The sequence below is a fragment of the Ottowia sp. genome (genome assembly GCF_046348305.1).
Taxonomy (GTDB): Bacteria; Pseudomonadota; Gammaproteobacteria; order Burkholderiales; family Burkholderiaceae_C; genus Ottowia.
This window is the reverse complement of record NZ_JAXMEM010000013.1, coordinates 1-22,710: the sequence shown is the minus strand read 5'-3', so window position 1 is coordinate 22,710 and position 22,710 is coordinate 1. Positions and strand designations below refer to the sequence as shown.

The window sequence follows — 22,710 nt, the reverse complement described above, 5'->3', positions numbered from 1 at the left end:
CAATCCTGCGAGCCGTCCGCAGGCCATGCCACCCAAAGAGCCGAACGGCCGCGGGGCAGGCCAAGCGCGCGAGCGCCGTGGCCGGGATCCTCCCGGTCGAAACATCGCGCAGCGAGTGAAGACTGGGGGTGTTTCACTTCACGCGGCATCAGGGCAAGCCGAAGGCTGGGCCTGCTGGAAGGCGGGCAGCTTCATGCAGGCGTCGAACACGGCCATGGTGCGCGGCAGGCCCGACAGGTCGCAGTCGAAGCGTTGGGCATTGAAGATCTGCGGCACCAGGCAGCAGTCGGCCAGCGTCGGCGCGTCGCCGTGGCTGAACGCGCCGGGCTGCTCGGCCAGGTGCGCCTCGTAGGCTTGCAGGCCCACGCCCACCCAATGGCGGTACCAGGCGTTCTTGGCCGGTTCGTCGGCCTTCAGCTCGTGCACCAGGTACTTGAGCACGCGCAGGTTGTTGAGCGGATGCACCTCGCAGGCGACGATCTGCGCCAGCGCGCGCACCCGCGCCCGGCCGATCGCATCGCCGGGCAGCAGGGCGGGTTGCGGGTGCGTCTCGTCCAGGTACTCGATGATGGCCATCGACTGCGTCAGACGCCGGCCGTCCTCAAGCTCCAGCACCGGCACCAGGTGCTCGGCCGCCAGCGCCGCCAGATCGGCGCTGCGCTGCTCGCCCTTGACCAGGTGCACGGGCACGTACTCGTAGGCCAGGCCCTTGAGCTGCAAGGCGATGCGTACCCGAAACGACGCCGAGGAGCGAAAGTAGTTGTAGAGCTTCATGCGGGCACCCGGGCTGGGTGGTCAGCGATTGGCCGTGGCGCGCTCCGCCAGATAGATCTCGACGCGCCGGTTCTGCGCGCGCCCCGCCTCGGTGGCGTTGCTGGCGATGGGATCATGCGAGCCGCGCCCCTCGGTGCGGACGATGCCGGGGTTCACGCCGCGCCCGGCCAGGTAGTCGCGCACGCTGTTGGCGCGCTCCAGCGACAGCGGGTTGTTGATGGCGTCGTTGCCGGTGGAGTCGGTGTAGCCCACGATCGACACCTGCATGCCCGGCTGTTGGCCCAGGCCCTGCGCGAACTGGTCGAGAATGGGGCGCAGGCGCGGCTCGATGGCGGCGCTGTTGGTGGCAAAGGAAATGTCGTTGGGCACGTTCAGCTTGAGCTGGTTGTCCGCCGTCTGCGTCACCTGCACGCCCGTGCCGGCGGTGGCCTGCTGCATCTGCGCGCGCTTGTTTTCCATGTAGTGCGACCAGGCATAGCCGCCCAGGGCGCCCACGCCCGCGCCCACCACGGCGCCGGTGCCATTGCCGCCAATCAACCCGCCGGCCACGGCCCCGACGCCCGCGCCGATGGCCGTGTTGCGCTGGGTTTCACTCATGTTGGCGCAACCCGTCAACAGCAAGGCGGCCGCCGTGGCCGACAGCAACGCACCGCGCGTGAATGAAGAATGAACTGGATTCATGGAAGTGTCCTTTTTGATGTTGGTCCTGCGTTGAAACCGCACGCCGCCGGGGCGGTCGATGCCATTCGATTAGACACGAAAGCCGCGCCGGTTGCCTCGATGCCCCGCACCGCACCATGGCTACACTGATCGGGTGAAAAACGTCGAACCCATCAAGCACTGCCAGCGCTGCGGCACCGCCGTGGTCTACCGCATTCCCGATGACGGCGACACGCGCGAGCGCGCCGTCTGCCCTGCCTGCGGCAAGATCCACTACGTCAACCCGCTGATCGTGGTGGGCACCGTGCCTTACGTCGGCGATAGGGTTCTGCTGTGCAAGCGCGCCATCGAGCCGCGCCTGGGTTTCTGGACGCTGCCGGCGGGCTTCATGGAGCTGGGCGAAACCATGGCCGAGGGCGCGGCGCGCGAGACCGACGAAGAAGCCGGCGCGCACATCGAGATGGGAGCCTTCTTCAGCGCCATCAGCATTCCGCGCGTGGGCCAGGTGCATTTTTTCTATCTTGCGCGCCTGCTGGACGAGCGCTTCGACCCCGGCAGCGAGACGCTGGAGACGCGGATGTTTGCCGAATCCGAAATCCCGTGGGAGGAAATGGCCTTCCTGACGGTGCGCCAGACGCTGGAGCACTTCTTTGCCGACCTCAGGCAAGGCCATTTCGGCGTGCACGAGTCCAGCATTCCCTGGCCGCCCAAGGCATGAGCGGGTTGGGCTCCTCATCAGCACGAATCCCGCAGCGCGCTGCGCGGGGGCCCGCCGCGTGACCCGGCCACCGGCACCGGCGCTGCCCCTGCTGGCGCCGGGCGCGCCCTTTCCGCCGGCCGATCAGGCCTGGCCCGAGCAGTCGCCCGCGCCCGGCCTGGTGGCCGTCGGCGGCGCGCTGGACGTGCCCACCCTGCGCGCGGCCTACAGCGCCGGCATCTTCCCGTGGTTCAGTGCGGGCGAGCCCATCCTGTGGTGGAGCACCGACCCGCGCATGGTGCTGCCGGTGGCGCGGTTTCGCCTGCACCGCTCGCTGCGCCGGCGGGTGCAGCAGTTCATGCGCGATCCGCGCTGCGAAATCCGCATGGACCACGCCTTTGCCCAGGTCATGGCGGCCTGCGCCAGTACGCCGCGGCGCGACCAGGCGGGCACCTGGATCGGCCCGTCCATGCGCGCGGCCTACGAAGCGCTGCACGCCGCGGGCCAGGCGCACAGCGTGGAGGTCTGGGTGGACAAGCGCCTGGTGGCCGGCCTGTACTGCGTAGGCATCGGGCGCGCGGTGTTCGGCGAATCCATGTTCACCACCGTGACCGACGGCTCCAAGATTGCGCTGGCCGCGCTGGTCGCCTGGTGCCGCCACCACCAGCTTCCGCTGATCGATTGCCAGCAGCAAACCGAGCACCTGGCCTCGCTGGGCGCCGCGCCGATCCCGCGCGCCGGGTTCCTGCACGCGCTGAAAGCGCTGGTCGGGCAAGCGCCCCCGCCCTGGCGCTTCGAGCCCGTATACTGGACCGAACTGATGAATTCCGGCTGCGAACAACGGTGACGCACCTCAAGGATCTGCCGCTGCAGACGCTGCAGTTTTATGCCACGGCCCCCTATCCGTGCAGCTACCTGCCAGGCCGGCAAGCACGCTCGCAGGTGGCCACGCCCAGCCACCTGATCAGCAGCCAGACCTATTCCGACCTGGTGCGCCAGGGCTTTCGCCGCAGCGGCCTGTTCACCTACCGCCCGTATTGCGACGCGTGCAACGCCTGCGTGCCGGTGCGCGTGCGCGTGGCCGACTTCCGGCCCGACCGCAGCCAGCGCCGCGCCCGTGCGCGCCACGCCGGCCTGCAGGCACGCGTGCTGCCGCTGGGCTACGTGTCCGACCACTACCAGCTGTACCTGCGCTACCAGATGCGCCGCCACACCGGCGGCGGCATGGACCACGACAGCATTGAACAGTACACCCAGTTTCTGCTGCAAAGCCACGTGAACACGCGGCTCGTCGAGTTCCGCGAGCCGGGCGCCGGCGGACAGCCGGGCGTGCTGCGCATGGTCTCCATCGTCGATCTGCTCGGCGACGGGCTGTCGGCCGTCTACACCTTCTTCGACCCCGATGCCCGCGCCAGCTACGGCACCTGGGGCGTGCTGTGGCAGATCGAGCAGGCCGCGCGCCTGGGCCTGCCCTACGTGTACCTGGGCTACTGGATCGCCGGCAGTCCCAAGATGGCCTACAAGGCGCGCTTTCGCCCGCTCGAGCACCGGGTGGACGGCCGCTGGCGCGAGCCGGCCGCGCCGGCGCCGCGCGCGGTGTAAGCTGCGGCCTCCATCCCACCGGCCCCATGCGCAAACCCAAGCTCGATGCCCACCAGACCCCGACGATCCAGGTGATCGAGCGGATGTTCACGCTGATCGATGTGCTGGCCTCGCGCGAGGAAGCCATGCAGCTGAAGGACATCAGCGAACGCGCCGGCCTGCACCCGTCCACCACGCACCGCATCCTGAACGACCTGACCTGCGGGCGTTTCGTCGATCGCCCCGAAGCCGGCACCTACCGCCTGGGCATGCGCCTGCTGGAGCTGGGCAACCTGGTCAAGGCGCGTCTGTCGGTGCGCGACGCGGCCCTGGGCCCCATGCGCGAGCTGCACCGCCTGACGCAGCAACCGGTGAACCTGAGCGTGCGCCAGGGCGACGAGATCGTGTATGTGGAGCGCGCGCTCAGCGAGCGTTCGGGCATGCAGGTGGTGCGCGCCATCGGCGGCCACGCGCCGCTGCACCTGACCTCCACCGGCAAGCTGTTCCTGGCCACCGAGGACGCGCAGCGCGTGCGGGCCTACGCCACCCGCACGGGGCTGCCGGGCCACACGCGCAACAGCATCACGCAACTGCCCCAGCTCGAGCGCGAGCTCGGCAAGGCACGCCAGCTAGGCGTGGCCTACGACAACGAAGAGCTGGAGCTGGGCGTGCGCTGCATGGCGGCCGGCATTCACGACGACCAGGGCAACCTGATTGCCGGCCTGTCCATCTCGGCGCCGGCCGACCGCCTGGACGAAGCCTGGCTGTCCAGGCTCAAGCAGACGGCGCAGGAAATTTCAACCGCCCTGGGTTTCGCCAATCATCGCGCTTGAGCGACGCGCGGGCGGGGCTGCGCGCCCCGCTCGCGCTCTGGCCGGTTCATCCCGGATAGGTTCCGTGCCCCGCCACCGTGCTCACGTGCGGCAGGGTCTCGACCCAGCGGCGAACGCGCTCGGCATCGGCAATGCGGCTGTACTTGCCGGCGGAATCGAGGAACACCATGATCAGCTTGCGCCCGGCCACGCGCGCCTGCATCACCAGGCAACGCCCGGCCTCGGAGATGTAGCCCGTCTTTTGCAGGCCGATGTTCCATTCGGGGCTCTTGACCAGGCCATTGGTGTTGTTGAACTGCAGGGTGCGCCGGCCGATTTCCACCTCATGGCTGGGCGAAGTCGTCAACTGGCGCAGCTGCGGGTTTTGATAGGCCGCCCCCACCAGCACCGCCAGGTCTTGCGCGCTGGACTGGTTGGCGCTGGACAGGCCCGTGGGCTCCACATAGCGCGTGTCGTGCATGCCCAGCTGCTGGGCGCGGGCGTTCATCAGGGCGACAAAGCGGTTGAGCCCGCCCGGAAAGGTGCGTCCCAGGGCATGCGCAGCGCGGTTTTCGCTGGACATCAGGGCCAGGTGCAGCAGCTCGCCGCGCGTCAGCTCCGTGCCGACCGTCAGGCGCGAGCGGCTGTTCTTCTCGGTGTCCACGTCCTCGTCGGTGATGGTGATCCTCTCGTCCAGGGGCAGGTTCGCCTCGGACACGATCATCCCGGTCATCAGCTTGGTGAGCGAGGCGATCGGCAGCACGGCGTGATCGTTCTTGGAGAACAGCACCTGCCGCGTGTCCTGGTCAAGCACCAGCGCGACGCTGGACTTCAGCTCGAGCGGGTCGGCCGCCGCGTGCAAGCCGGCCATCTGTCCGAAGGACAGGCGCACGGGTGCCTCGTGCTGCACCGCTTGCACCAGGCGGTGCGGAGACAGCCGGTTGCCCCGGGACGCCGTCTGTACCCTGGCCGCGCCGTGCATCCGGGCGGCCCCTCGGCCTTGCGCCACCTTCTCACGCGCGGGCAACTGGGCCGTGACGCGGCGGCCGTTGCGGCTGGCCTGCTTCTCGCTCTTGCGCGCGGTGGCCTTGGCGGTCACGGACTTGGTGTCGGCCTTGCGGGCTGCGGCCTTGGGAGCATGGGCCTTGGCACGTTGCGCCGCCGGAGCCGGCCGATGCGCAGCGGCCGAACCCTTTTTTGCCGCGGTCGCGTGTGCGGTTGCAAATGGTTGCAGGGCCAGCAAGGCAAGCGCCGCGGCCCCCGTCAAACCGCGCAGCCATCTTGCCGCCTTGCCGCTCGCCACCCATGCACGCATCGTTGAACCCCTGACTAAAAAAGCAAAACCGGGCGCAAGTGTACAAAAACAAAAAAAGAGACGCAATATCATTGGCTTGCGTCTCTTTGTTGAAGTGAAGAAAAATGCTCGGCAAAAACCCTAGCCTTGCGCTGCAATTCGATCCGATTTGCTGTGCAACTTGTTGAGAGCACTCAGATATGCTTTGGCCGACGCGACGATGATGTCGGGGTCGGCGCCCACGCCGTTGACCACCCGCCCGGCGTTTTGCAGGCGCACCGTGACCTCGCCCTGCGCATCGGTGCTGCCGGTGATGGCGTTGACCGAGTAGAGCACCATCTCGGCGCCGCTCTTGACGTGCGACTCGATGGCCTTGAGCGAGGCATCGACCGGCCCGTTGCCGTCGGCCTGGCTGCGCACTTCTTTGCCGGCGACGGTAAAGACGATCTCGGCGTGCGGCATTTCGCCGGTTTCGCTGCGCTGCGCCAGCGAGAGGAAGCCGTAGTGCTCTTTCTCGGCGGTTACGCTTTCGTCACTGACCAGGGCCAGGATGTCCTCGTCGAAAATTTCGCTCTTGCGGTCGGCCAACTCCTTGAACTTGGCAAACGCCGCCATCACCTCGCCCTCGGACTCCAGCTCCACGCCCAGCTCCTGCAGGCGCTGCTTGAAGGCGTTGCGGCCCGAGAGCTTGCCCAGCACGATCTTGTTGGTGCTCCAGCCCACGTCCTCGGCGCGCATGATCTCGTAGGTGTCGCGCGCCTTGAGCACGCCGTCCTGGTGGATGCCGCTGGCGTGCGCAAAGGCGTTGGCGCCGACGACGGCCTTGTTGGGCTGCACCACGAAGCCGGTGGTGGAGCTCACCATCTTGCTGGCCGCCAGGATTTGCGTGGTGTCGATCCCCAACTCCAGGCCGAAATAGTCCTTGCGGGTCTTCACGGCCATCACCACCTCTTCGAGCGAGCAGTTGCCTGCGCGCTCGCCCAGGCCGTTGATGGTGCACTCCACCTGCCGCGCGCCGCCGATCTTCACGCCCGTCAGGCTGTTGGCCACGGCCATGCCCAGGTCGTTGTGGCAGTGCACCGACCAGATGGCCTTGTCGCTGTTGGGCACCTTCTCGCGCAAGGTCTTGATGAATTGGCCGTACAGCTCGGGAATGGCGTAGCCCACGGTGTCGGGGATGTTGATGGTGGTGGCGCCCTCCTTGATCACCGCCTCGCACACGCGCGCCAGGAAGTCGATGTCGCTGCGGTAGCCGTCCTCGGCGCTGAACTCCACGTTGTCACGCAGATTGCGGGCAAAGCGCGTGGCCAGCACGGACTGCTCGAACACCTCGTCGGGCGTCATGCGCAGTTTTTTCTCCATGTGCAGCGGGCTGGTCGCGATGAACAGGTGGATGCGCGCGTTGCCGCTGTCTTTCAGGGCCTCGGCGGCGCGGGCGATGTCGCGGTCGTTGGCGCGCGCCAGCGAGCAGACCGTGGAGTCCTTGATGGCGCGCGCAATCGCCTGCACGCACTCGAAGTCACCGTTGCTGCTGGCGGCAAAGCCGGCCTCGATCACGTCCACCTTCAGGCGCTCGAGCTGGCGCGCGATGCGCAGCTTCTCGTCCCGGGTCATGCTGGCGCCGGGCGACTGCTCGCCGTCGCGCAAGGTGGTGTCGAAAATGATGAGTTTGTCGGTCATAGAAGATTCTCCGGGTCGGGGACTGGGTGGGAGCACCCGCGAGCAAAATGTCTGCGCCAAACAAAAAGGCCCGCTGCGGGTGCAAACGGGCCTTTGCTGGAAAAATCGCGTGCGCTATCGCACCTGCCCGTTGGACACGGCCAGTAGTCGTAGCGCAAGCGATTGGTTCATGGACACAAAATATAGCATAGCCAGCGCCCGGCGGTGGTCAATCGCGATGCAAGCCGCGCTCTTCGGGCTCGTCGGTCGAGGTGCTGACGATGCTCACGGGCTCACCCTTGGCGCGGCGCCAGATGTAGATGACATAGCCCGACAGCGCGTAACCCACGAACACCAGAAACAGCATGGTGGCCGGCTCGATGCTGATGACGGCGATCAGCAGCGCGGCCGCCACCAGCACCACGAAGGGCACGCTGCGCCGCCCGCGCATGTCCTTGAAGCTGTAGAACGGCGTGTTGGTGACCATCGACAGGCCGGCAAACAGCGTGATGCCGAACATCAGCCATGAAAAATCGCCGCGCGCCACGCGCTGCCCGCCCAGCGCCGAGATCAGCTGCCGAAACAGGGACACGTCGCGGTGCGCCTCGAACATGGCGCTGGTGAGCCAGATGAAGCCCGCCACCAGTGCCGCTGCCGCCGGCGACGGCAAGCCTTGAAAGTAGCGCTTGTCGACCACACTGGTATTGACGTTGAAGCGTGCCAGGCGCAGCGCCGCGCACGAGCAGTACACGAAGGCGGCCAGCCAGCCGGCGCGGCCCAGCGGCTGCAGAGCCCACATGTAGGCGACCAGCGCGGGGGCGGCGCCAAAGCTGACCATGTCCGACAGCGAATCCATCTGCTCGCCAAATGCGCTTTGGGTGTTCGTCATGCGTGCCACGCGCCCGTCCAGGCCATCGAGCACCATGGCGGCAAAGATGCCCGCGGTGGCCAGGCCGAATTGCCCGTTCATGGCCATGACGATGGCGTAGAACCCGCCGAACAGCGCCGCCAGCGTGATCATGTTGGGCAGCGCATAGATGCCCTTGCGGCGCGCTCGGGCCACAGGCGTATTGGGAGAAAGATCGTGATCGGACATCAATGCAAATCCAACCGACACCCGGCGACAAATCAGCGGTCGGTCACGGCCAGTGTAACGGCTGCCCTTCCTGAATCGGGCCGGAACCTGCAAGCCGCCCAGGGCATGCACCGATTTTGCAATGCCATTGTCAGCCCGAAGGATGCATCGCCGGCACTCGGCGACTGATGGCCAAGCGCAAGCGGCCGGCTCCCCTCGCGCGGCGCGTGGCATAGACTTCCTGCATGCGCATGTCCGACAACACGGCCAACACCACCGCTGCCGAGGTGCTGGCACCGCTGCATGAACTGCAGGTGCGCGTGGTCGGCGAGGCGGGTGCGCCGCCCCACGGAAGGGTGCGTGACGACCTTGTGGCAACCGAGGTGCCGGTGGCGCTGGTCTTCAACGGCATCTCGCACGCGGTGATGATGGCAACACCGCAGGAGCTGGAGGACTTTGCCCTCGGCTTCGCACTGTCCGAAGGCATTGTGGACAGCGCTGACGACTGCTATGGCATTGACGTGGCGATGATCAGCGACGCAGCGGCGGGCCTGCCGGAGGGCGTGCAAGGCGTTGAGGTGCAACTGGACATCGCCAGCGCCTGCTTCGAGCGCCTCAAGGGCCGCCGCCGCAGTCTCACGGGGCGCACGGGCTGCGGCGTATGCGGCGTCGAAAGCATGGCCGCACTCGACCTGTCGCCGCCGCCCGCAATGCACCGCGACTGGATCGAGCGCATCGACCTGCCCACCGTGCTCAAGGCGCTGGCGCAAATGGCGCCGCGCCAGCAGATCAACGCCAAGGCCGGCTCGCTGCACGCCGCCGCATGGGCCAACATCGACGGCGACGTCACCGAGGTGACGGAAGACGTGGGCCGCCACAACGCGCTCGACAAGCTGATTGGCGCGCGCGCCCGCAATGGCCGCCTGCACGAGAGCGGCTTTGTCGTGATGACCAGCCGCGGCAGCCACGAGCTGGTGCGCAAGTGCGCGCGCGTCGGCATCGGAGCGCTGGCCACCGTGTCGGCCCCGACGGTCATGGGCGTGCGCATGGCCGAGCTGTCGGGCATTCGTCTGTGGGGCCTGTGCCGCACGCCGCGCGGCGTGCTGTATGCCGGTGGCAACGCGCCCACGGACGGCTTGGTCGATCGCATCGACAAGCCGGTGTCGATTTGACAACATCTTGATCAAATCGGTCGAAACGCTTTATGGACGGGCGAAAATCGCTATCATTTTGATAGTTGTCTAGGCTGCGGGCACCACGCACCAGGGCGCCTGGTCGTGCATCAGGCCCATCCACAGGCCCCAGGCCGAGGTCAGCAGCAGCGCCAAGCCGGCCAGCCGCATGCCCCATGCGCCCTGCCCGCTGCGGCCCAGGCGCAACAGCAGCCAGGGGCCCAGCCACAACGTGGCGCCCGACCCCAGGGCAAACAGCGCCATCACGGCCGCCCCGCCGGCCACGCTGCCGGCCAGGGCCGCCACCATCGCAGCCGAATACAGCAACCCGCAGGGCAGCAGCGCCCAGGCCACGCCCACGCCCAGCGGCGCCACCAGGCCCAGGCGTTGCGTGGCCGAGCGCACGCGCGCCCACACGCGGCGCGCGCCGACATCGAGCCACAGCGGCTGGCGCGCCCACAGCAACAGCATCGCCCCCAGCAGCAACGCCGCCACATGCACCATGGTCCACACCGGGCGCAGTGCGGCCGACTGCACGGTGAGCCAACCCAGGCCCTGCATGGACGCGGCTGCCAGCGCGCCCAGCAGCGTGTACCCCGCCAGCCGGCCGAGCAAAAACAGACCGATGCCGAGGCCGCTGCGCGGCGCCGCGGCCTGCCCCATGCCGGCGCAGGCGGCCCCACACATGGCAATGCAGTGCGGGCCGCCCGCCAGCCCCATGAGCACGGCGGTGGCGGCCAATGACAAGGTCATCAGAGGATTTTAGAAAAGCGCGCGCGCGTGCGGTCGGCCTGCAGGTATTTGTCGAACACCATGGCCACGCCACGCACGAAGAACCAGCCCATCGCGCTCACCTCGATGCTGCTGTCGGTTACCGTCACCAGGCCGTCATCCTGCATCGCCGCCAGGCGCTGCAGCTCGCCGGCGAAGTAGCGCTTGAAATCGATCAGATGCGACAGCTCGACTGCTTCGAATTGCACGCGGCCCTGGCACATGAGCGACATGATGACGGCGCGGCGCAACAGGTCGTCGCGCGACACCGCCAGGCCGCGCACCACGGGCAGTTGACCGTGGTCGAGCCGATCCTGGTATTCGATCAGGTCCTTGGCGTTCTGGCTGTAGGTGGCCCCCACCTTGCCGATCGCCGATACGCCCAGGGCAATCAGGTCGGCATCGGGCTGGGTGCTGTAGCCCTGGAAGTTGCGGTGCAAGCGGCCCTGGCGCTTGGCCACCGCCAGCGCGTCCTCGGGCAGCGCAAAGTGGTCCATGCCGATGTAGACATAGCCCGCCTGCTCGAAAGCCGCCAGCGAGCGCGCCAGCATGGCCACCTTGCCGCCGGCCTGGGGCAGGTCAACGGCGTTGATGCGCCGCTGCGGCTTGAAGCGCTCGGGCAGGTGCGCGTAGCCATACAGCGCGATGCGGTCGGGGCGCAGCTCAACCACCTGCGCCAGCGTGCGATCGAACGACTCGGGCGTTTGCTGCGGCAGGCCGTAGATGAGATCGACGTTGATGGAGTCGAAGCCAATCTGGCGTGCCGCGGCCACCAGCGCAAACACCTGCTCGGCCGGCTGCACGCGATGCACCGCCTTCTGCACCAGCGGGTCGAAGTCCTGCACGCCAAAGCTCAGGCGGTTGAAGCCCAGGCGCTTGAGCGTGCCCAGACGGGTGGCGTCAATGGTGCGCGGATCGATCTCGATGGAGTACTCACCGCCGGGCACAAAGCTGAAGTTGCGCTGGAGCATCGCCATCAGCTCGCCCAACTCGCCGTCGCTCAAAAACGTCGGCGTGCCCCCGCCCAGATGCAGCTGGCTGACCACCTGTTGGCTGCCCAGGTGCTGCACGTGCAGATCGACCTCGCGGCTGAGGTAGCGCAGGTACGGCCCGGTGCGGTCGTGGTGTTTGGTGATGATCTTGTTGCAGGCGCAGTAGTAGCACAGCGACTCGCAAAACGGCAGGTGAACGTACAGCGACAGCGGCTTGCTGGCCTGCACCGAGCCGGCACCCCGTTGCTGCAGCGCGCTCACGTATTGCGCCTCGCCAAACGCCTCGACGAAACGATCGGCCGTTGGATAAGAGGTGTAGCGCGGCCCGGCAACGTCAAATCGGGTCAGCAACTCGGGGGTGATGGCAGGCATTTCGAGAGCAAACAAAAACAAGACAGCAGGCTGTACTGTCCGGCGTGCATGCAAAATTGTCCTTGACGATCATCAAGGAGACTGCAAGGATTGGGGCGTCGCCTAGAATTCAGTATTAACCCGAACGACGCTATGACGTTGGATATCCCTACCCAATGACGCCCAAAGCCATCAAAGTCGCCTGCTCCAACTGCAATCTGCGCGAGCTGTGCATGCCGGTCGATCTCGACGATTCCGACATGGACAAGATCGACACGCTGGTGGCCACGCGCCGCAAGATCAAGCGCGGCGATGCGCTGTTTTCCAACGGCGACCGCTTTGACGCGCTGTATGCGATCCGCACGGGCTTTTTCAAGACGCGCATCACCACCGAGGACGGACGCGATCAGGTGACGGGCTTTCAGATGGCCGGCGAGATCATCGGCCTGGACGGCATCGTGGGCGATCGCCACAGCTGCGACGCGGTGGCGCTGGAAGATGCCGAGGTGTGCGAGATGCCCTACGGGCGCATCGAGGAACTCTCGCGCGAGGTGCCGGCCTTGCAAACGCACGTGCACAAGATCATGAGCCGCGAGATCGTGCGCGAGCACGGCGTGATGCTGCTGCTGGGCAGCATGCGCGCCGAGGAGCGCCTGGCAGCCTTCCTGCTGAACCTGGTGCAGCGCCTGCATGCGCGGGGCTTCTCGCGCTCGGAGCTGGTGTTGCGCATGACGCGCGAGGAGATCGGCAGCTACCTGGGCCTGAAGCTGGAGACCGTGAGCCGCACCTTCTCCAAGTTTGCCGAGGACGGGCTGATCGAGGTCAAGCACCGCCACGTGCGAATCCTCGACATCGAGGCGCTGCAAGCCCTGGTCAACGCGCCCAATTGCAATTGATGTCGATCCGCGGGTGACCCGCGGGCTCATTGCAGCGTGTTTTTCATTCCATCGGGGATGGGCAGTGGCATGACGGCAATGCCCTCGTCCAGCAAGGCCTCGGTTTGCTCGGCCGTGGCTTGGCCGCGAATGCCGCGCTCGGTGGCTTCGCCATAGTGAATGCGGCGCGCTTCCTCGGCAAAGCGCTCGCCCACGTCCTCGGTCTGTGCCATCACGCGGCGCACCATCTGCATCCAGGCAGCCTGCATGGCTTGGCGCGGCAGGGCGGCCACCTCGGATGCCGCGCCGCCATCGGACTCGGGCGCCACTCCCGAATTCGCCCGCTCCGGCGCGCCTCCGCCGCGCCCCAGGTTCAGGCGCGGCGCGCTCAGCCGCTTGGTCACCGCCGTGTCGCTGCACAGCGGACAGGCGATCAAACTGCCTTCACGCTGGCTCTGGAACTCATCCTCGGACGCAAACCAGCCTTCAAAGGCATGGCCATGCATGCATTCGAGGTTGAGGACTTTCATGAATCGGCCTTGTGCATCAGGTGTCGGAATCGGCGCGCCAGTCCAGTGTCCAGGCGCCACCGAGCACATTGTGCAGCCAAAGCGCGCCCACCAGGGTCTTGGCGTCGGTCACCGCGCCGCTGCGGCACCAGTCGTGCAGCTGCGCCGGCGTGGCGCTGAAAACCTCCAGAAACTCGCCTTCGTCGAGCTGGCGTGCGCCACCGCGGAGTTCCCGGGCAAACCAGATTTCGATCACCTCGGTCGAATACGCGACCACCGGGTGCAAGAGCCCGGCGCGCGCCCACTGGCGTGCCGTGTAGCCCGTCTCTTCGCGCAACTCGCGGCGCGCGCAATCCAGGGGCGACTCGCCCGCGTCCAGCTTGCCGGCCGGAAACTCGATCAGCGTGCGCTGCACGGGGTAGCGGTACTGGCGCTCGAGCACCACCTCCAGCACCCCGCCCGCACGCTCCAGCAGCGGGACGACCATGACGGCGCCGGGATGCACCACGTATTCGCGTTCGGCCACACGTCCGTCGGGCAGTCGGACCTGATCGCACAGCGCGTGCAGGAAATGGCCCTTGAACAGCTCGCGGCCATCCACCCGGTGTTCGGTCAGGTCCATGGCCTCATCCGCGGTGGCGCAACACCAGATAGCGATAGACGAAGCCGGGAAACGCGAACGTCAGGAACAGCGCGCCGGTGACGGCATAGAACTCCCAGCCTTGCGGGTAAATCTGCCCGGCCGATTTTTCCATCGCCAGACCGATGCCGCCCACCACGAAGTACCACAGCACCAGCTCGAGCAGGCGCAGGCCCAACCCCTTGTGCCCGCCGCGCAGTGGCGCCACGGCCAGCAGGCGGTTGTTGGCAAACGGCAGGTTGGCTGCCACGAACGCCAAGGCGATCAGCAGCCAGATGCTGACATCCGGCGACATCAGGTGCTGAGCATCTGCACGATGGCCTGCGCGCACAAGGCCATCAGCGCACCGGGCACCAGGCCCAGCACCAGCAGCAAGGCGCCGTTGACCGAAAGCGTAGCGCGCATGTCCAGCGGCGCGCGGATGGGCTCGGTGCTGGCCGGCGCGTCGAAGTACATGACCTTGACCACGCGGATGTAGTAGAAGGCGCCCACCAGGGCCATGATGACGGCAAACACCGCCAGACCGATGAGGGCCGGCAACTGCGTGCTGATCAGCGCCTGCAAAATTGACAGCTTGGCCTGAAACCCCACCAGCGGCGGAATGCCGGCCAGCGAGAACAGGCAGATCGCCATCAGGCCGGCATAGAACGGGCTGCGCTGGTTCAGGCCAGCCAAGTCGGTGATCTCTTCGGCCTCGAAACCTTCGCGCGCCAGCAGCAAGATGATGCCGAAGCTCACCAGGTTGGTCAGCACGTAGATGACGGCGTAGAACATGGCCGAACTGTAGGCGTTGGCCGCCAGCTGCGCATTGCCATTGACCACCCCCGCCAGCAGGCCCATCAGCACGAAGCCCATGTGCGAGATGGTGGAGTACGCCAGCATGCGCTTGAGGTTGGTCTGCGCGATGGCCGCCACGTTGCCGATGATGAGCGAGGCCACCGCCAGCACCGCCAGCATGGGTTGCCAGTCTCCCGCCAGTGGCAGCAGGCCCTCCACCAGCAGGCGGATGGCCATGGCAAAGGCGGCCAGCTTGGGCGCGCTGCCGATGATCAGCGTGACCGAGGTGGGCGCGCCCTGGTAGACGTCGGGAATCCACATGTGGAACGGCACGGCGCCGAACTTGAAGGCCATGCCGGACACCAGGAACACCACGCCGAACACCAGCACCTGGTGCTTGATCTGCCCCGAGGCGACGGCCTTGAAGACGCCGCCGATATCCAGCGTGCCGGTGGCGCCGTAAAGCATGGACAGGCCGTAGAGCAAAAAGCCCGAGGCCATGGCGCTGAGCACGAAGTACTTCATGGCCGCCTCGATCGACACCGGGTGGTCGCGCCGCAGGGCGATCAGCGCATACGCCGACAGCGCCATGCATTCGAGGCCGAGGAAGATCAGCAGGAAGTTGTTGGCCGAACACATGATGAACACGCCCAGCAGCGAGGTCAGGCTCAGCACGTACCACTCGGCGCCGCGCAGCATGCCGCGCTCGGTGACGTAAGTGCGGCTGTAGATGAAGATCACCAGCACCGCAACGGCGGAGAAGCACTTGAGCCAGTTGGCCATCACGTCGCTCACCACCATGCCGCCAAAGCCGTACACGGTCTGGCCGTTCATCGCATACATCGCGGTCAGCACCACCAGCACCACCAGGGTGAGGCACGACAGCCAATAGGCGGCCATGCGGCGCTGGCCTCGGTCGAGCAGGTCCACCAGCGTGATCACGCAGGCCATGGCCAGCAGCACGATCTCCGGATAGATGGCCATCCAACTGAATCGGTCAATCATGTTCGGGGTCTCAGTTCAGCTTGGAAATCGCCACCTGCTTGACCAGGTTGGCCACCGAAGCGTCCATGACGTCGGTAAAGGGTTTTGGGTAGACGCCCATCCACAGCACGGCGATGGCCAGCAGCGCCAGCGCGGTGCATTCGCGCCAGTTGATGTCGGGCATCTTGGTGCGCACGTTGTCGTTGCCGACGGCGCCGAAATACACGCGCTTGAACATCCACAGGCTGTAGCCCGCGCCCGAGATCAGGGCCGTGGCCAGTAGCAAGCCCAGCCAGAAATTGGTGCGCACACTGGCCAGGATCACCATCCACTCGCCCACGAAGCCGGCCGTGCCCGGCAAGCCGCAGTTGGCCATGAAGAACAGCAGCGCAAAGGCGCCAAAGCGCGGCATGACGTTGATGACGCCGCCGTAGGCCGATATTTCGCGGGTGTGCAAACGGTCGTACAGCACGCCGATGCACAGGAACATGGCGCCCGAGACGAAGCCGTGCGCGATCATCTGCACCAGCCCGCCGGAGATCCCCAGGTCGTTGAAGAGGAAAAAACCCATGGTGACAAAGCCCATGTGCGCCACCGATGAGTAGGCGACGAGCTTTTTCATGTCCTTTTGCACCAGCGCCACCAGGCCGACGTAGATCACCGCGATCAACGACAGCGCGATCATGAACCAGGCCCACTGGCGCGAGGCGTCGGGCAGGATGGGCAGCGAAAAGCGCACGAAGCCATAAGCGCCCAGCTTCAGCATGATGGCCGCCAGCACGATGGAGCCGCCAGTGGGCGCCTCCACGTGGGCATCCGGCAGCCAGGTGTGCACCGGCCACATCGGCACCTTGACGGCAAAGGCAGCAAACAGCGCGAAGAACAGCAGGGTCTGCGCCGTGCCGGACAGCGGCAACTGCTGCCAGGTGGCCAGGTCAAAGCTGCCGCCCGACTTGGCGTACATGTAGATGAAGCCCACCAGCATGAAGAACGAGCCCATCAGCGTGTACAGGAAGAACTTGAACGCCGCGTAGATCTTGTTGGGCCCGCCCCAGACGCCGATGATCAGGTACATCGGGATCAGCGTGGCCTCGAAGAAGAAGTAAAACAGGATGCCGTCGAGGGCGCAGAACACGCCGATCATGATGCCCGACAGGATCAGGAAGGACGCCATGTACTGGTTGACCTTGCGCTGGATCACCTCCCAGCCGGCGATCACCACGATGATGGTGATGAAGGCCGTCAGCAGCACGAACCACACCGACAGGCCATCGACGCCCAGGTGGTAGTTGACGTTGAAGCGCTCGATCCAGGGCACGTTCTCGACGAACTGCATCTCGGCCGTGCCCAGCTTGAAGCCGCTGTACAGCGGCAGCGTGACCAGAAAGCTGATCACCGAGCCGATCAGCGCCAGCCAGCGCACCAGCGTGGCCTGACTGTCCTTGCCAAACAGCAGCAGCAGCGCACCGATGACGATGGGCGTCCAGATGGAGAGGCTCAACCAACCCATGTTTCTTTTCCCGTTCCTGCTTTTATTGGGCGAGCCAGACGAAGTACGTCATCAGCACGAAGATGCCCACGATCATGGCCAGGGCGTAGTGATACAGATAGCCCGACTGCAACCAGCGCAACGCCCCCGCGCTCCAGCCGACCAGGCGCCAGGAGCCGTTGACCACCGCGCCGTCGATCAGGCCCGCGTCGGCGCCCTTCCACAGGCCGACGCCCAGACCGCGCAAGCTGCCGGCGATCGCCTTGATCCACACCCAGTCCATGTAGTACTTGTTGTCCAGCAACGTGTAGATCGGGCCGAACAGGGCCTTGATGCGCGCCGGCATGGCCGGGTTGATGATGTACAGGTAGTAGGCCAGTGCCGCTGCGGCCAGCGCCAGCCAGGTCGGCACCGCCAGGAACCCGTGCAGGCCCATGTCCATCCAGCCATGGATTTCGTGGGCCAGTTCGGCCATGGCCGGGTGACGCGCGCCATCCACGGCGATCGCCTTGGCAAAAAAGTCGCCAAACAGCATCGGCATCATCGTCATGGCACCGATCACCACCGACGGAATGGCCAGCAAGACCAGCGGCACCCACACCACCCAGGGTTGCTCCTTGGGCTTGGCGTCGTGTCCGTGGCCATGGTCGTGTCCGTGGTCGTCGTGGTGGGCGTCCGGGTTCTGGTCGTAGCGTTCGGGGCCGTGGAACACCAGGAAGTACAGGCGGAACGAGTACAGCGAGGTCACGAACACGCCCGCCATCACCGCGAAGTAGGCAAAGCCCGAGGCCGGCAGATTGCTGGCGTGCACCGCGTCGATGATCGATTCCTTGGAGTAGAAGCCCGAGAAGAACGGCGTGCCGATCAGCGCCAGCGTGCCGACCAGGAAGGTGATCCAGGTCCAGGGCATGTACTTGCGCAGGCCGCCCATCCAGCGGATGTCCTGGTTGTGGTGCATGGACAGGATGACCGAGCCGGCGCCCAGGAACAGCAGCGCCTTGTAGAACGCGTGTGTCATCAGGTGGAAGATGGCGGCGGAATAGGCCGATGCGCCCAGCGCCACCGTCATGTAGCCCAATTGCGAAAGCGTGGAATACGCAATCACGCGCTTGATGTCGTTCTGGACGATGCCCAGGATGCCCATGAAGAGAGCCGTGATGGAGCCGATGACCAGAACGAAGTTGAGCGCCGTGTCCGACAGCTCGAACAGCGGCGACATGCGCGCCACCATGAAGATGCCCGCCGTCACCATGGTGGCCGCGTGGATCAGTGCCGAGATCGGCGTGGGGCCTTCCATCGAGTCCGGCAGCCACACGTGCAGCGGAAACTGCGCCGACTTGCCCATGGCACCGATGAACAGGCAGATGCACATCACGGTGATCATCAGCCAGTCGGTGCCCGGAAAGATGATGGTCCCCAGGGCCTTGGCCTGGGCAAAGGTCTCACCGTAGTTGAGCGTGCCGGCATAGGCCACCACCAGACCGATGCCGAGGATGAAGCCGAAGTCACCCACCCGGTTGATCATGAAGGCCTTGAGATTGGCGAAGATGGCCGTGGGTCTTTGGTACCAGAAGCCGATCAGCAGATAGGACACCAGGCCCACCGCCTCCCAGCCAAAGAACAGCTGCAGGAAGTTGTTGCTCATGACGAGCATCAGCATCGAGAAGGTAAACAGCGAGATGTAGGAGAAGAAGCGGTTGTAGCCGTCATCGTCGGCCATGTAGCCGATGGTGTAGATGTGCACCATCAGCGACACGAAGGTGACCACGCACATCATGGTGGCCGTCAGGCTGTCGATGAGAAAGCCGATCTCCATCTTCAGCTTGCCCACCGTCATCCATTCGTAGAGGGTGGCGTTGAAGCTGGCGCCATTCACCACATCGCGCAGCACGAAGGCCGAGACGATGAAGGCGATCAGCACGCCCAGGATGGTGACGCTGTGCGAGCCGGTACGGCCGATGCGGTTGCCGCCGAAGGCGGTGCCCAGAATGCCTGCGATCAGCGAACCCGCCAGCGGCGCGAGCGGCACGATCAGCAGGGTGGACGCGGAAAGGGTTTGACTCATGGCTTGCATCACCCTTTCAGCGAGTTGAGCTCGTCGACGTTGATGGTGCTGCGCGCACGGAACAGCAGCACCAGGATGGCCAGGCCGATGGCCGACTCGGCCGCCGCGACGGTCATGATGAAGAACACGAAGACCTGTCCGTTCATGTCGCCCAGGTAGTGCGAGAAGGCGACGAAGTTCATGTTGACGGCCAGCAGCATCAGCTCGATGGACATCAGCAGCACGATCAGGTTCTTGCGATTGAGAAAGATGCCGACCATGGCCAGCGCAAACAGGATGGCGCCCAAGGTCAGATAGTGAGCCAGTGACAAGGTCATTTCTTCACCTCCTCGGCAGGCGCCGCAGCGGGCGCGGGCGCGGCAACCGGCGCCTGGGTGGGGGCCAACTTGACGAGCTGCACGCGATCACGCGCGTGCACGCGCACGGCCAGCGAAGGATCGATGGCCTTGTTGTCCTTGCGTTTTTCGCGCAGGGTCAGCGCGATGGCCGCGATCATGGCAATCAGCAGGATGACGGCGGCGATCTCCAGCGGATAGAGGTACTTGGTGTACATCAGCACACCCAGCGCCTTGGTGTTGGAGTATTGCGCGACCTGGCCGGCCACCGCGGGCAACTCGGGCATCGGACGCGCGTCGCTGGCACGGAAGCCGCCAAACAGCACCGCCGCCATCTCCAGCGAAATGACCGCGCCGATCACCAGCGCCAGCGGAAAGTGGCGCCAGAAGCCCTGACGCAGGCTGTCGATGTGGATGTCCAGCATCATCACCACGAACAGGAACAGCACCATCACCGCGCCCAGGTAAACCAGCACCAGCGTGATGGCCAGAAATTCGGCCTGCAGCAGCAGCCACACGCCAGCCGCCTGCGAGAAGGCCAGCATCAGAAACAGCACCGCATGCACGGGGTTGCGCGCGGTGATCACGCGGAATGCCGAAAACAGCATCACCAGCGAGAACAGGTAGAAAAAAGCGGTTGGGACGTCCATGGTCTTGTGCGGGGTTGGGCGCCTTCAGCGGTAGGGGGCGTCGGCCGCGCGGGCGGCAGCGATCTCGGGTTCGTAGCGATCGCCAATGGCCAGCAACATGTCCTTGGTGTAGTACAGGTCGCCACGCTTTTCGCCGTGGTATTCGAGAATGTGCGTCTCGACGATCGAATCAACCGGGCAGCTTTCTTCGCAGAAGCCGCAGAAAATGCACTTGGCCAGGTCGATGTCGTAGCGCGTGGTGCGGCGCGAGCCGTCTTCGCGCTCGGCCGACTCGATGGTGATGGCCATGGCCGGGCAGATCGCCTCGCACAGCTTGCAGGCGATGCAGCGCTCTTCGCCGTTGTCGTAGCGGCGCAGCGCGTGCAGTCCGCGAAAGCGCGGGGACAACGGTGTCTTCTCTTCGGGATACTCGATGGTCACCTTGCGCGCCAAGGCGTAGCGCCCGGTCAGGACCATGCCCTTGAACAGCTCCACGAGCATGAAGCTGCGCAAGAAATCGCGAACGGAAAACGGGGATGCGGTAACGGAAGCCATGATTCGAATCTCCCCCGCTCAATGCCAGATGTTGAGCGGGCTGTGCAGCCACGCGCCCACCAGCAGCAGCCAGACCAGGGTCACGGGAATGAACACCTTCCAGCCCAGGCGCATGATCTGGTCGTAGCGAAAGCGCGGAAAGGTGGCGCGGAACCAGATGAACATGGACACCACCACGCAGGTCTTGGCGCCCAGCCAGATCCAGCCGGGGATGAAGTCCAGCCACACCACCGGCGCCATCCAGCCGCCCAGGAACATGATCACGGCCAGGATGGACACCAGCCACATGCTGGCGTATTCGGCCAGGAAATAGATGGCAAAGCCCATGCCCGAATACTCGACCATGTGGCCGGCGACGATCTCGGACTCACCCTCGGCCATGTCGAAGGGGTGGCGGTTGACCTCGGCCACGCCCGAGATCAGGTAGACGACGAAGATGGGCAGCAGCGGCAGCCAGTTCCAGGACAGGAAGGTCCAGCCGGCACTGGCGGCCATGCCCTTGCCCTGCCCCATCACGATGTCGGTCAGGTTCAGACTGCCGGAGACCATCAGCACGATCACGAAGCAAAAGCCCATGGCGATCTCGTAGCTGACCATCTGCGCCGAGGCGCGCAGCGCGCCCAGGAACGGATACTTGGAGTTGGACGCCCAGCCGCCGATGATGACGCCGTAGATCTCGATCGAGGTGATGGCCATCACCAGCAGCAGGCCGGCGTTGACGTTGGCCAGCGCCAGTTCGGGCCCGAACGGGATGACCACCCAGGCGGCCAGTGCCGGCATGATGGCCAGCACGGGGCCGAGCAGGAACAAGCCCTTGGCGGCCGCCGTGGGCTGGATGATTTCCTTGGTCAGCAGCTTGACGGCGTCGGCAATCGGCTGCAGCAAGCCCCAGGGGCCCACCCGGTTGGGGCCGATGCGCACCTGCATCCAGCCCAGCAGCTTGCGCTCCCACAGCGTCAGGTAGGCCACGGCCACCAGCAGCGGCACCAGCACCACCACGATCTTGATCAGCGCCCAGATCACGGGCCAGACGATGCCCGACCAGGCAGCACTGGCAAACAGCCCCAGGCCGGCGTTGTAGATGGCGTCAATCATGCCGGCGCTCCTTCACGTGCGTCGGTGGTTTGTTGCAGCGATGGGGCGCGGCGCACCAGGCCATCGAGCTGGTAGATGCCCACCGGCGCCAGATCGACCGGTGTCGCGGCGACGCTGATCGGCGCCTGCGTGCGGTTGCTCAGACGCTCGGCGGCGACGAACTCCGTCACCGCGCCGCCCAGGGCCTCGGCCAGCACCTCCTGCGAGGTCTGGTAGGCCGGTTGCACCACCTGCAGCATGTCGGCCAGCACGCGCAGCACCTTCCAGGCCGGGCGCGTGTCGCCCAAGGGCGGAACCACGGCGTGGAAGCTCTGCACACGACCTTCGGCGTTGACGAAGCTGCCCGAGGTTTCGGTAAAGGGTGCAATGGGCAACAGCACGTCGCTGACGTCCAGATTGGCCTTGAAGGGACTGAGCGTGACCACCATGTCGCAGCCGGTCAGCGGAACCCCGCGCGTGTCGGGGCCGGGCTCGCAGTTCAGCAGCAGCGCCGCCTTCAGGCCGCCTGTCAGCATCTGGCGCGCGTTCAGCCCACCCGCGCCCGGCTGCGCTTGCGCCAGCTGGGCGCCCACGGTGTTGGCCGCTTCGGTGAGGTAGCCGACGCTGGCGCCGGTCTGCTCGCCAATCCACTGCGCCAGCGCCAGCAAGCTGCCGGCCGCGGGGTGCTGGGCGGCGGCATTGCCCAGCAGAACGGCTTTGCGCTCGCCCGACAACAGGGTCTTGGCGGTCGCCTGGGCCGTATCGCTGGCCGTCCCGGGTGCCGGCGCAGCCGCGCCCTTGGCAGCTGCGACCGCCGCGGCCACGTCAGCCAGCAGTTGCGGCCACTGGCCGGGTTCGCCCAACGCAGTAGCTGCCAGCGGCATGGCCCAGGCGTCCGGCTGGCGCAACAAGGCGGGCGAGGTGACGGCCGTCACCGCCG

25 protein-coding genes are annotated in these 22,710 nt (G+C 66.0%); 7 read left to right on the top strand and 18 right to left on the bottom strand.

Going from position 1 to position 22,710, the window contains the following annotated elements:
• Positions 1 to 138: 138 nt before the first annotated feature.
• Entirely contained in the window at positions 139 to 774 is a 636-nt protein-coding gene (maiA, locus tag U1F38_RS15170) for a maleylacetoacetate isomerase (protein ID WP_409987910.1), read from the bottom strand.
• Positions 775 to 795: 21 nt separating this feature from the next.
• A complete protein-coding gene (locus tag U1F38_RS15165) occupies positions 796 to 1,455 on the bottom strand; it encodes an OmpA family protein (RefSeq protein ID WP_409987909.1) in 660 nt (219 codons plus the stop codon).
• A gap of 133 nt (positions 1,456 to 1,588) precedes the next feature.
• Between U1F38_RS15165 and U1F38_RS15160 the strand changes: the two genes are divergently transcribed.
• The 4 genes from U1F38_RS15160 to U1F38_RS15145 are packed head-to-tail and all read left to right on the top strand — an operon-like array spanning position 1,589 to position 4,545.
• Complete coding sequence (locus U1F38_RS15160; protein WP_409987908.1) at positions 1,589 to 2,152, top strand: NUDIX hydrolase; 564 nt, start codon at positions 1,589 to 1,591, stop codon at positions 2,150 to 2,152.
• Positions 2,153 to 2,210: 58 nt separating this feature from the next.
• Positions 2,211 to 2,978: a leucyl/phenylalanyl-tRNA--protein transferase gene (gene aat, locus U1F38_RS15155; protein ID WP_409987907.1), complete on the top strand. Its 768-nt coding sequence runs from the start codon at positions 2,211 to 2,213 to the stop codon at positions 2,976 to 2,978.
• A complete protein-coding gene (locus U1F38_RS15150) occupies positions 2,975 to 3,733 on the top strand; it encodes an arginyltransferase (protein WP_409987906.1) in 759 nt (252 codons plus the stop codon). Before aat ends, U1F38_RS15150 begins: the two co-directional genes overlap by 4 nt.
• 26 nt (positions 3,734 to 3,759) lie before the next feature.
• Positions 3,760 to 4,545 (top strand): IclR family transcriptional regulator, encoded by a 786-nt coding sequence (locus U1F38_RS15145; RefSeq protein ID WP_409987905.1) that lies wholly within the window; start codon positions 3,760 to 3,762, stop codon positions 4,543 to 4,545.
• A gap of 46 nt (positions 4,546 to 4,591) precedes the next feature.
• On the opposite strand, the gene U1F38_RS15140 is transcribed toward U1F38_RS15145, so the two are convergent.
• On the bottom strand, positions 4,592 to 5,839 hold the full coding sequence (locus tag U1F38_RS15140) for a serine hydrolase (RefSeq protein WP_409987904.1): 1,248 nt from the start codon (positions 5,837 to 5,839) through the stop codon (positions 4,592 to 4,594).
• Between U1F38_RS15140 and U1F38_RS15135 the strand changes: the two genes are divergently transcribed.
• Positions 5,814 to 5,963 carry a hypothetical protein gene (locus U1F38_RS15135; protein WP_409987978.1) on the top strand — a complete coding sequence of 50 codons (150 nt, stop codon included), beginning with the start codon at positions 5,814 to 5,816 and terminating at the stop codon, positions 5,961 to 5,963. The two genes, U1F38_RS15140 and U1F38_RS15135, sit on opposite strands and share 26 nt — an antisense overlap.
• Here the strand turns inward: U1F38_RS15135 and U1F38_RS15130 are convergent.
• Together U1F38_RS15130 and pssA are read right to left on the bottom strand one after the other, a co-directional pair.
• Entirely contained in the window at positions 5,960 to 7,498 is a 1,539-nt protein-coding gene (locus U1F38_RS15130) for a 2-isopropylmalate synthase (protein ID WP_409987903.1), read from the bottom strand. The two genes, U1F38_RS15135 and U1F38_RS15130, sit on opposite strands and share 4 nt — an antisense overlap.
• A 208-nt stretch (positions 7,499 to 7,706) precedes the next feature.
• Positions 7,707 to 8,573, bottom strand: a complete 867-nt coding sequence (gene pssA, locus U1F38_RS15125; RefSeq protein WP_409987902.1) for a CDP-diacylglycerol--serine O-phosphatidyltransferase — start codon at positions 8,571 to 8,573, stop codon at positions 7,707 to 7,709.
• 230 nt (positions 8,574 to 8,803) lie between these two features.
• Between pssA and fdhD the strand changes: the two genes are divergently transcribed.
• The gene (gene fdhD, locus U1F38_RS15120; RefSeq protein WP_409987901.1) at positions 8,804 to 9,724 is read left to right on the top strand and encodes a formate dehydrogenase accessory sulfurtransferase FdhD; all 921 of its coding nucleotides are present in this window, start codon (positions 8,804 to 8,806) and stop codon (positions 9,722 to 9,724) included.
• 69 nt (positions 9,725 to 9,793) lie between these two features.
• Here fdhD and U1F38_RS15115 read toward each other — a convergent pair whose 3' ends face one another.
• Together U1F38_RS15115 and hemN are read right to left on the bottom strand one after the other, a co-directional pair.
• Positions 9,794 to 10,477, bottom strand: coding sequence for a sulfite exporter TauE/SafE family protein (locus U1F38_RS15115; RefSeq protein WP_409987900.1), 684 nt, complete (start codon positions 10,475 to 10,477; stop codon positions 9,794 to 9,796).
• The gene (gene hemN / locus U1F38_RS15110) at positions 10,477 to 11,859 is read right to left on the bottom strand and encodes an oxygen-independent coproporphyrinogen III oxidase (RefSeq protein ID WP_409987899.1); all 1,383 of its coding nucleotides are present in this window, start codon (positions 11,857 to 11,859) and stop codon (positions 10,477 to 10,479) included. The genes U1F38_RS15115 and hemN overlap by 1 nt, the downstream gene beginning before the upstream one ends.
• A gap of 155 nt (positions 11,860 to 12,014) precedes the next feature.
• Here hemN and fnr point away from each other — a divergent pair, with 155 nt between their 5' ends.
• Positions 12,015 to 12,734, top strand: coding sequence for a fumarate/nitrate reduction transcriptional regulator Fnr (gene fnr / locus U1F38_RS15105; RefSeq protein ID WP_409987898.1), 720 nt, complete (start codon positions 12,015 to 12,017; stop codon positions 12,732 to 12,734).
• 26 nt (positions 12,735 to 12,760) lie between these two features.
• On the opposite strand, the gene U1F38_RS15100 is transcribed toward fnr, so the two are convergent.
• From U1F38_RS15100 to U1F38_RS15050, 11 genes are all read right to left on the bottom strand, one after another.
• Entirely contained in the window at positions 12,761 to 13,243 is a 483-nt protein-coding gene (locus U1F38_RS15100; RefSeq protein ID WP_409987897.1) for a DUF1178 family protein, read from the bottom strand.
• A gap of 16 nt (positions 13,244 to 13,259) precedes the next feature.
• Entirely contained in the window at positions 13,260 to 13,844 is a 585-nt protein-coding gene (locus U1F38_RS15095) for an NUDIX domain-containing protein (RefSeq protein ID WP_409987896.1), read from the bottom strand.
• A 4-nt stretch (positions 13,845 to 13,848) separates the two neighbouring features.
• Positions 13,849 to 14,157, bottom strand: a complete 309-nt coding sequence (locus U1F38_RS15090) for a DUF2818 family protein (protein WP_409987895.1) — start codon at positions 14,155 to 14,157, stop codon at positions 13,849 to 13,851.
• Positions 14,157 to 15,644: an NADH-quinone oxidoreductase subunit NuoN gene (gene nuoN / locus U1F38_RS15085; protein ID WP_409987894.1), complete on the bottom strand. Its 1,488-nt coding sequence runs from the start codon at positions 15,642 to 15,644 to the stop codon at positions 14,157 to 14,159. Before nuoN ends, U1F38_RS15090 begins: the two co-directional genes overlap by 1 nt.
• A gap of 10 nt (positions 15,645 to 15,654) precedes the next feature.
• Complete coding sequence (locus U1F38_RS15080) at positions 15,655 to 17,133, bottom strand: NADH-quinone oxidoreductase subunit M (protein WP_409987893.1); 1,479 nt, start codon at positions 17,131 to 17,133, stop codon at positions 15,655 to 15,657.
• A gap of 22 nt (positions 17,134 to 17,155) precedes the next feature.
• Positions 17,156 to 19,177, bottom strand: a complete 2,022-nt coding sequence (nuoL, locus tag U1F38_RS15075; RefSeq protein ID WP_409987892.1) for an NADH-quinone oxidoreductase subunit L — start codon at positions 19,175 to 19,177, stop codon at positions 17,156 to 17,158.
• An 8-nt stretch (positions 19,178 to 19,185) separates the two neighbouring features.
• Positions 19,186 to 19,494 (bottom strand): NADH-quinone oxidoreductase subunit NuoK, encoded by a 309-nt coding sequence (gene nuoK, locus U1F38_RS15070; RefSeq protein WP_409987891.1) that lies wholly within the window; start codon positions 19,492 to 19,494, stop codon positions 19,186 to 19,188.
• Positions 19,491 to 20,162, bottom strand: coding sequence for an NADH-quinone oxidoreductase subunit J (locus tag U1F38_RS15065; protein WP_409987890.1), 672 nt, complete (start codon positions 20,160 to 20,162; stop codon positions 19,491 to 19,493). Before U1F38_RS15065 ends, nuoK begins: the two co-directional genes overlap by 4 nt.
• Positions 20,163 to 20,186: 24 nt before the next feature.
• On the bottom strand, positions 20,187 to 20,696 hold the full coding sequence (nuoI, locus tag U1F38_RS15060; protein WP_409987889.1) for an NADH-quinone oxidoreductase subunit NuoI: 510 nt from the start codon (positions 20,694 to 20,696) through the stop codon (positions 20,187 to 20,189).
• 18 nt (positions 20,697 to 20,714) lie between these two features.
• A complete protein-coding gene (gene nuoH, locus U1F38_RS15055; protein ID WP_409987888.1) occupies positions 20,715 to 21,791 on the bottom strand; it encodes an NADH-quinone oxidoreductase subunit NuoH in 1,077 nt (358 codons plus the stop codon).
• Positions 21,788 to 22,710 (bottom strand): molybdopterin-dependent oxidoreductase (locus U1F38_RS15050; RefSeq protein WP_409987887.1); only part of this gene is annotated, 923 nt, incomplete at its 5' end. The genes nuoH and U1F38_RS15050, both read right to left, overlap by 4 nt.

Excerpts from the sequence above, each read along its gene's own strand:
- maiA (WP_409987910.1), bottom strand. The coding sequence starts at position 774 with ATGAAGCTCTACAACTACTTTCGCTCCTCGGCGTCGTTTCGGGTACGC.
- U1F38_RS15165 (WP_409987909.1), bottom strand. The coding sequence starts at position 1,455 with ATGAATCCAGTTCATTCTTCATTCACGCGCGGTGCGTTGCTGTCGGCC.
- U1F38_RS15145 (WP_409987905.1), top strand. The coding sequence starts at position 3,760 with ATGCGCAAACCCAAGCTCGATGCCCACCAGACCCCGACGATCCAGGTG.
- U1F38_RS15140 (WP_409987904.1), bottom strand. The coding sequence starts at position 5,839 with ATGCGTGCATGGGTGGCGAGCGGCAAGGCGGCAAGATGGCTGCGCGGT.
- U1F38_RS15130 (WP_409987903.1), bottom strand. The coding sequence starts at position 7,498 with ATGACCGACAAACTCATCATTTTCGACACCACCTTGCGCGACGGCGAG.
- pssA (WP_409987902.1), bottom strand. The coding sequence starts at position 8,573 with ATGTCCGATCACGATCTTTCTCCCAATACGCCTGTGGCCCGAGCGCGC.
- fdhD (WP_409987901.1), top strand. The coding sequence starts at position 8,804 with ATGTCCGACAACACGGCCAACACCACCGCTGCCGAGGTGCTGGCACCG.
- U1F38_RS15115 (WP_409987900.1), bottom strand. The coding sequence starts at position 10,477 with ATGACCTTGTCATTGGCCGCCACCGCCGTGCTCATGGGGCTGGCGGGC.
- hemN (WP_409987899.1), bottom strand. The coding sequence starts at position 11,859 with ATGCCTGCCATCACCCCCGAGTTGCTGACCCGATTTGACGTTGCCGGG.
- fnr (WP_409987898.1), top strand. The coding sequence starts at position 12,015 with ATGACGCCCAAAGCCATCAAAGTCGCCTGCTCCAACTGCAATCTGCGC.
- U1F38_RS15100 (WP_409987897.1), bottom strand. The coding sequence starts at position 13,243 with ATGAAAGTCCTCAACCTCGAATGCATGCATGGCCATGCCTTTGAAGGC.
- U1F38_RS15095 (WP_409987896.1), bottom strand. The coding sequence starts at position 13,844 with ATGGACCTGACCGAACACCGGGTGGATGGCCGCGAGCTGTTCAAGGGC.
- U1F38_RS15090 (WP_409987895.1), bottom strand. The coding sequence starts at position 14,157 with ATGTCGCCGGATGTCAGCATCTGGCTGCTGATCGCCTTGGCGTTCGTG.
- nuoN (WP_409987894.1), bottom strand. The coding sequence starts at position 15,644 with ATGATTGACCGATTCAGTTGGATGGCCATCTATCCGGAGATCGTGCTG.
- U1F38_RS15080 (WP_409987893.1), bottom strand. The coding sequence starts at position 17,133 with ATGGGTTGGTTGAGCCTCTCCATCTGGACGCCCATCGTCATCGGTGCG.
- nuoL (WP_409987892.1), bottom strand. The coding sequence starts at position 19,177 with ATGAGTCAAACCCTTTCCGCGTCCACCCTGCTGATCGTGCCGCTCGCG.
- nuoK (WP_409987891.1), bottom strand. The coding sequence starts at position 19,494 with ATGACCTTGTCACTGGCTCACTATCTGACCTTGGGCGCCATCCTGTTT.
- U1F38_RS15065 (WP_409987890.1), bottom strand. The coding sequence starts at position 20,162 with ATGGACGTCCCAACCGCTTTTTTCTACCTGTTCTCGCTGGTGATGCTG.
- nuoI (WP_409987889.1), bottom strand. The coding sequence starts at position 20,696 with ATGGCTTCCGTTACCGCATCCCCGTTTTCCGTTCGCGATTTCTTGCGC.
- nuoH (WP_409987888.1), bottom strand. The coding sequence starts at position 21,791 with ATGATTGACGCCATCTACAACGCCGGCCTGGGGCTGTTTGCCAGTGCT.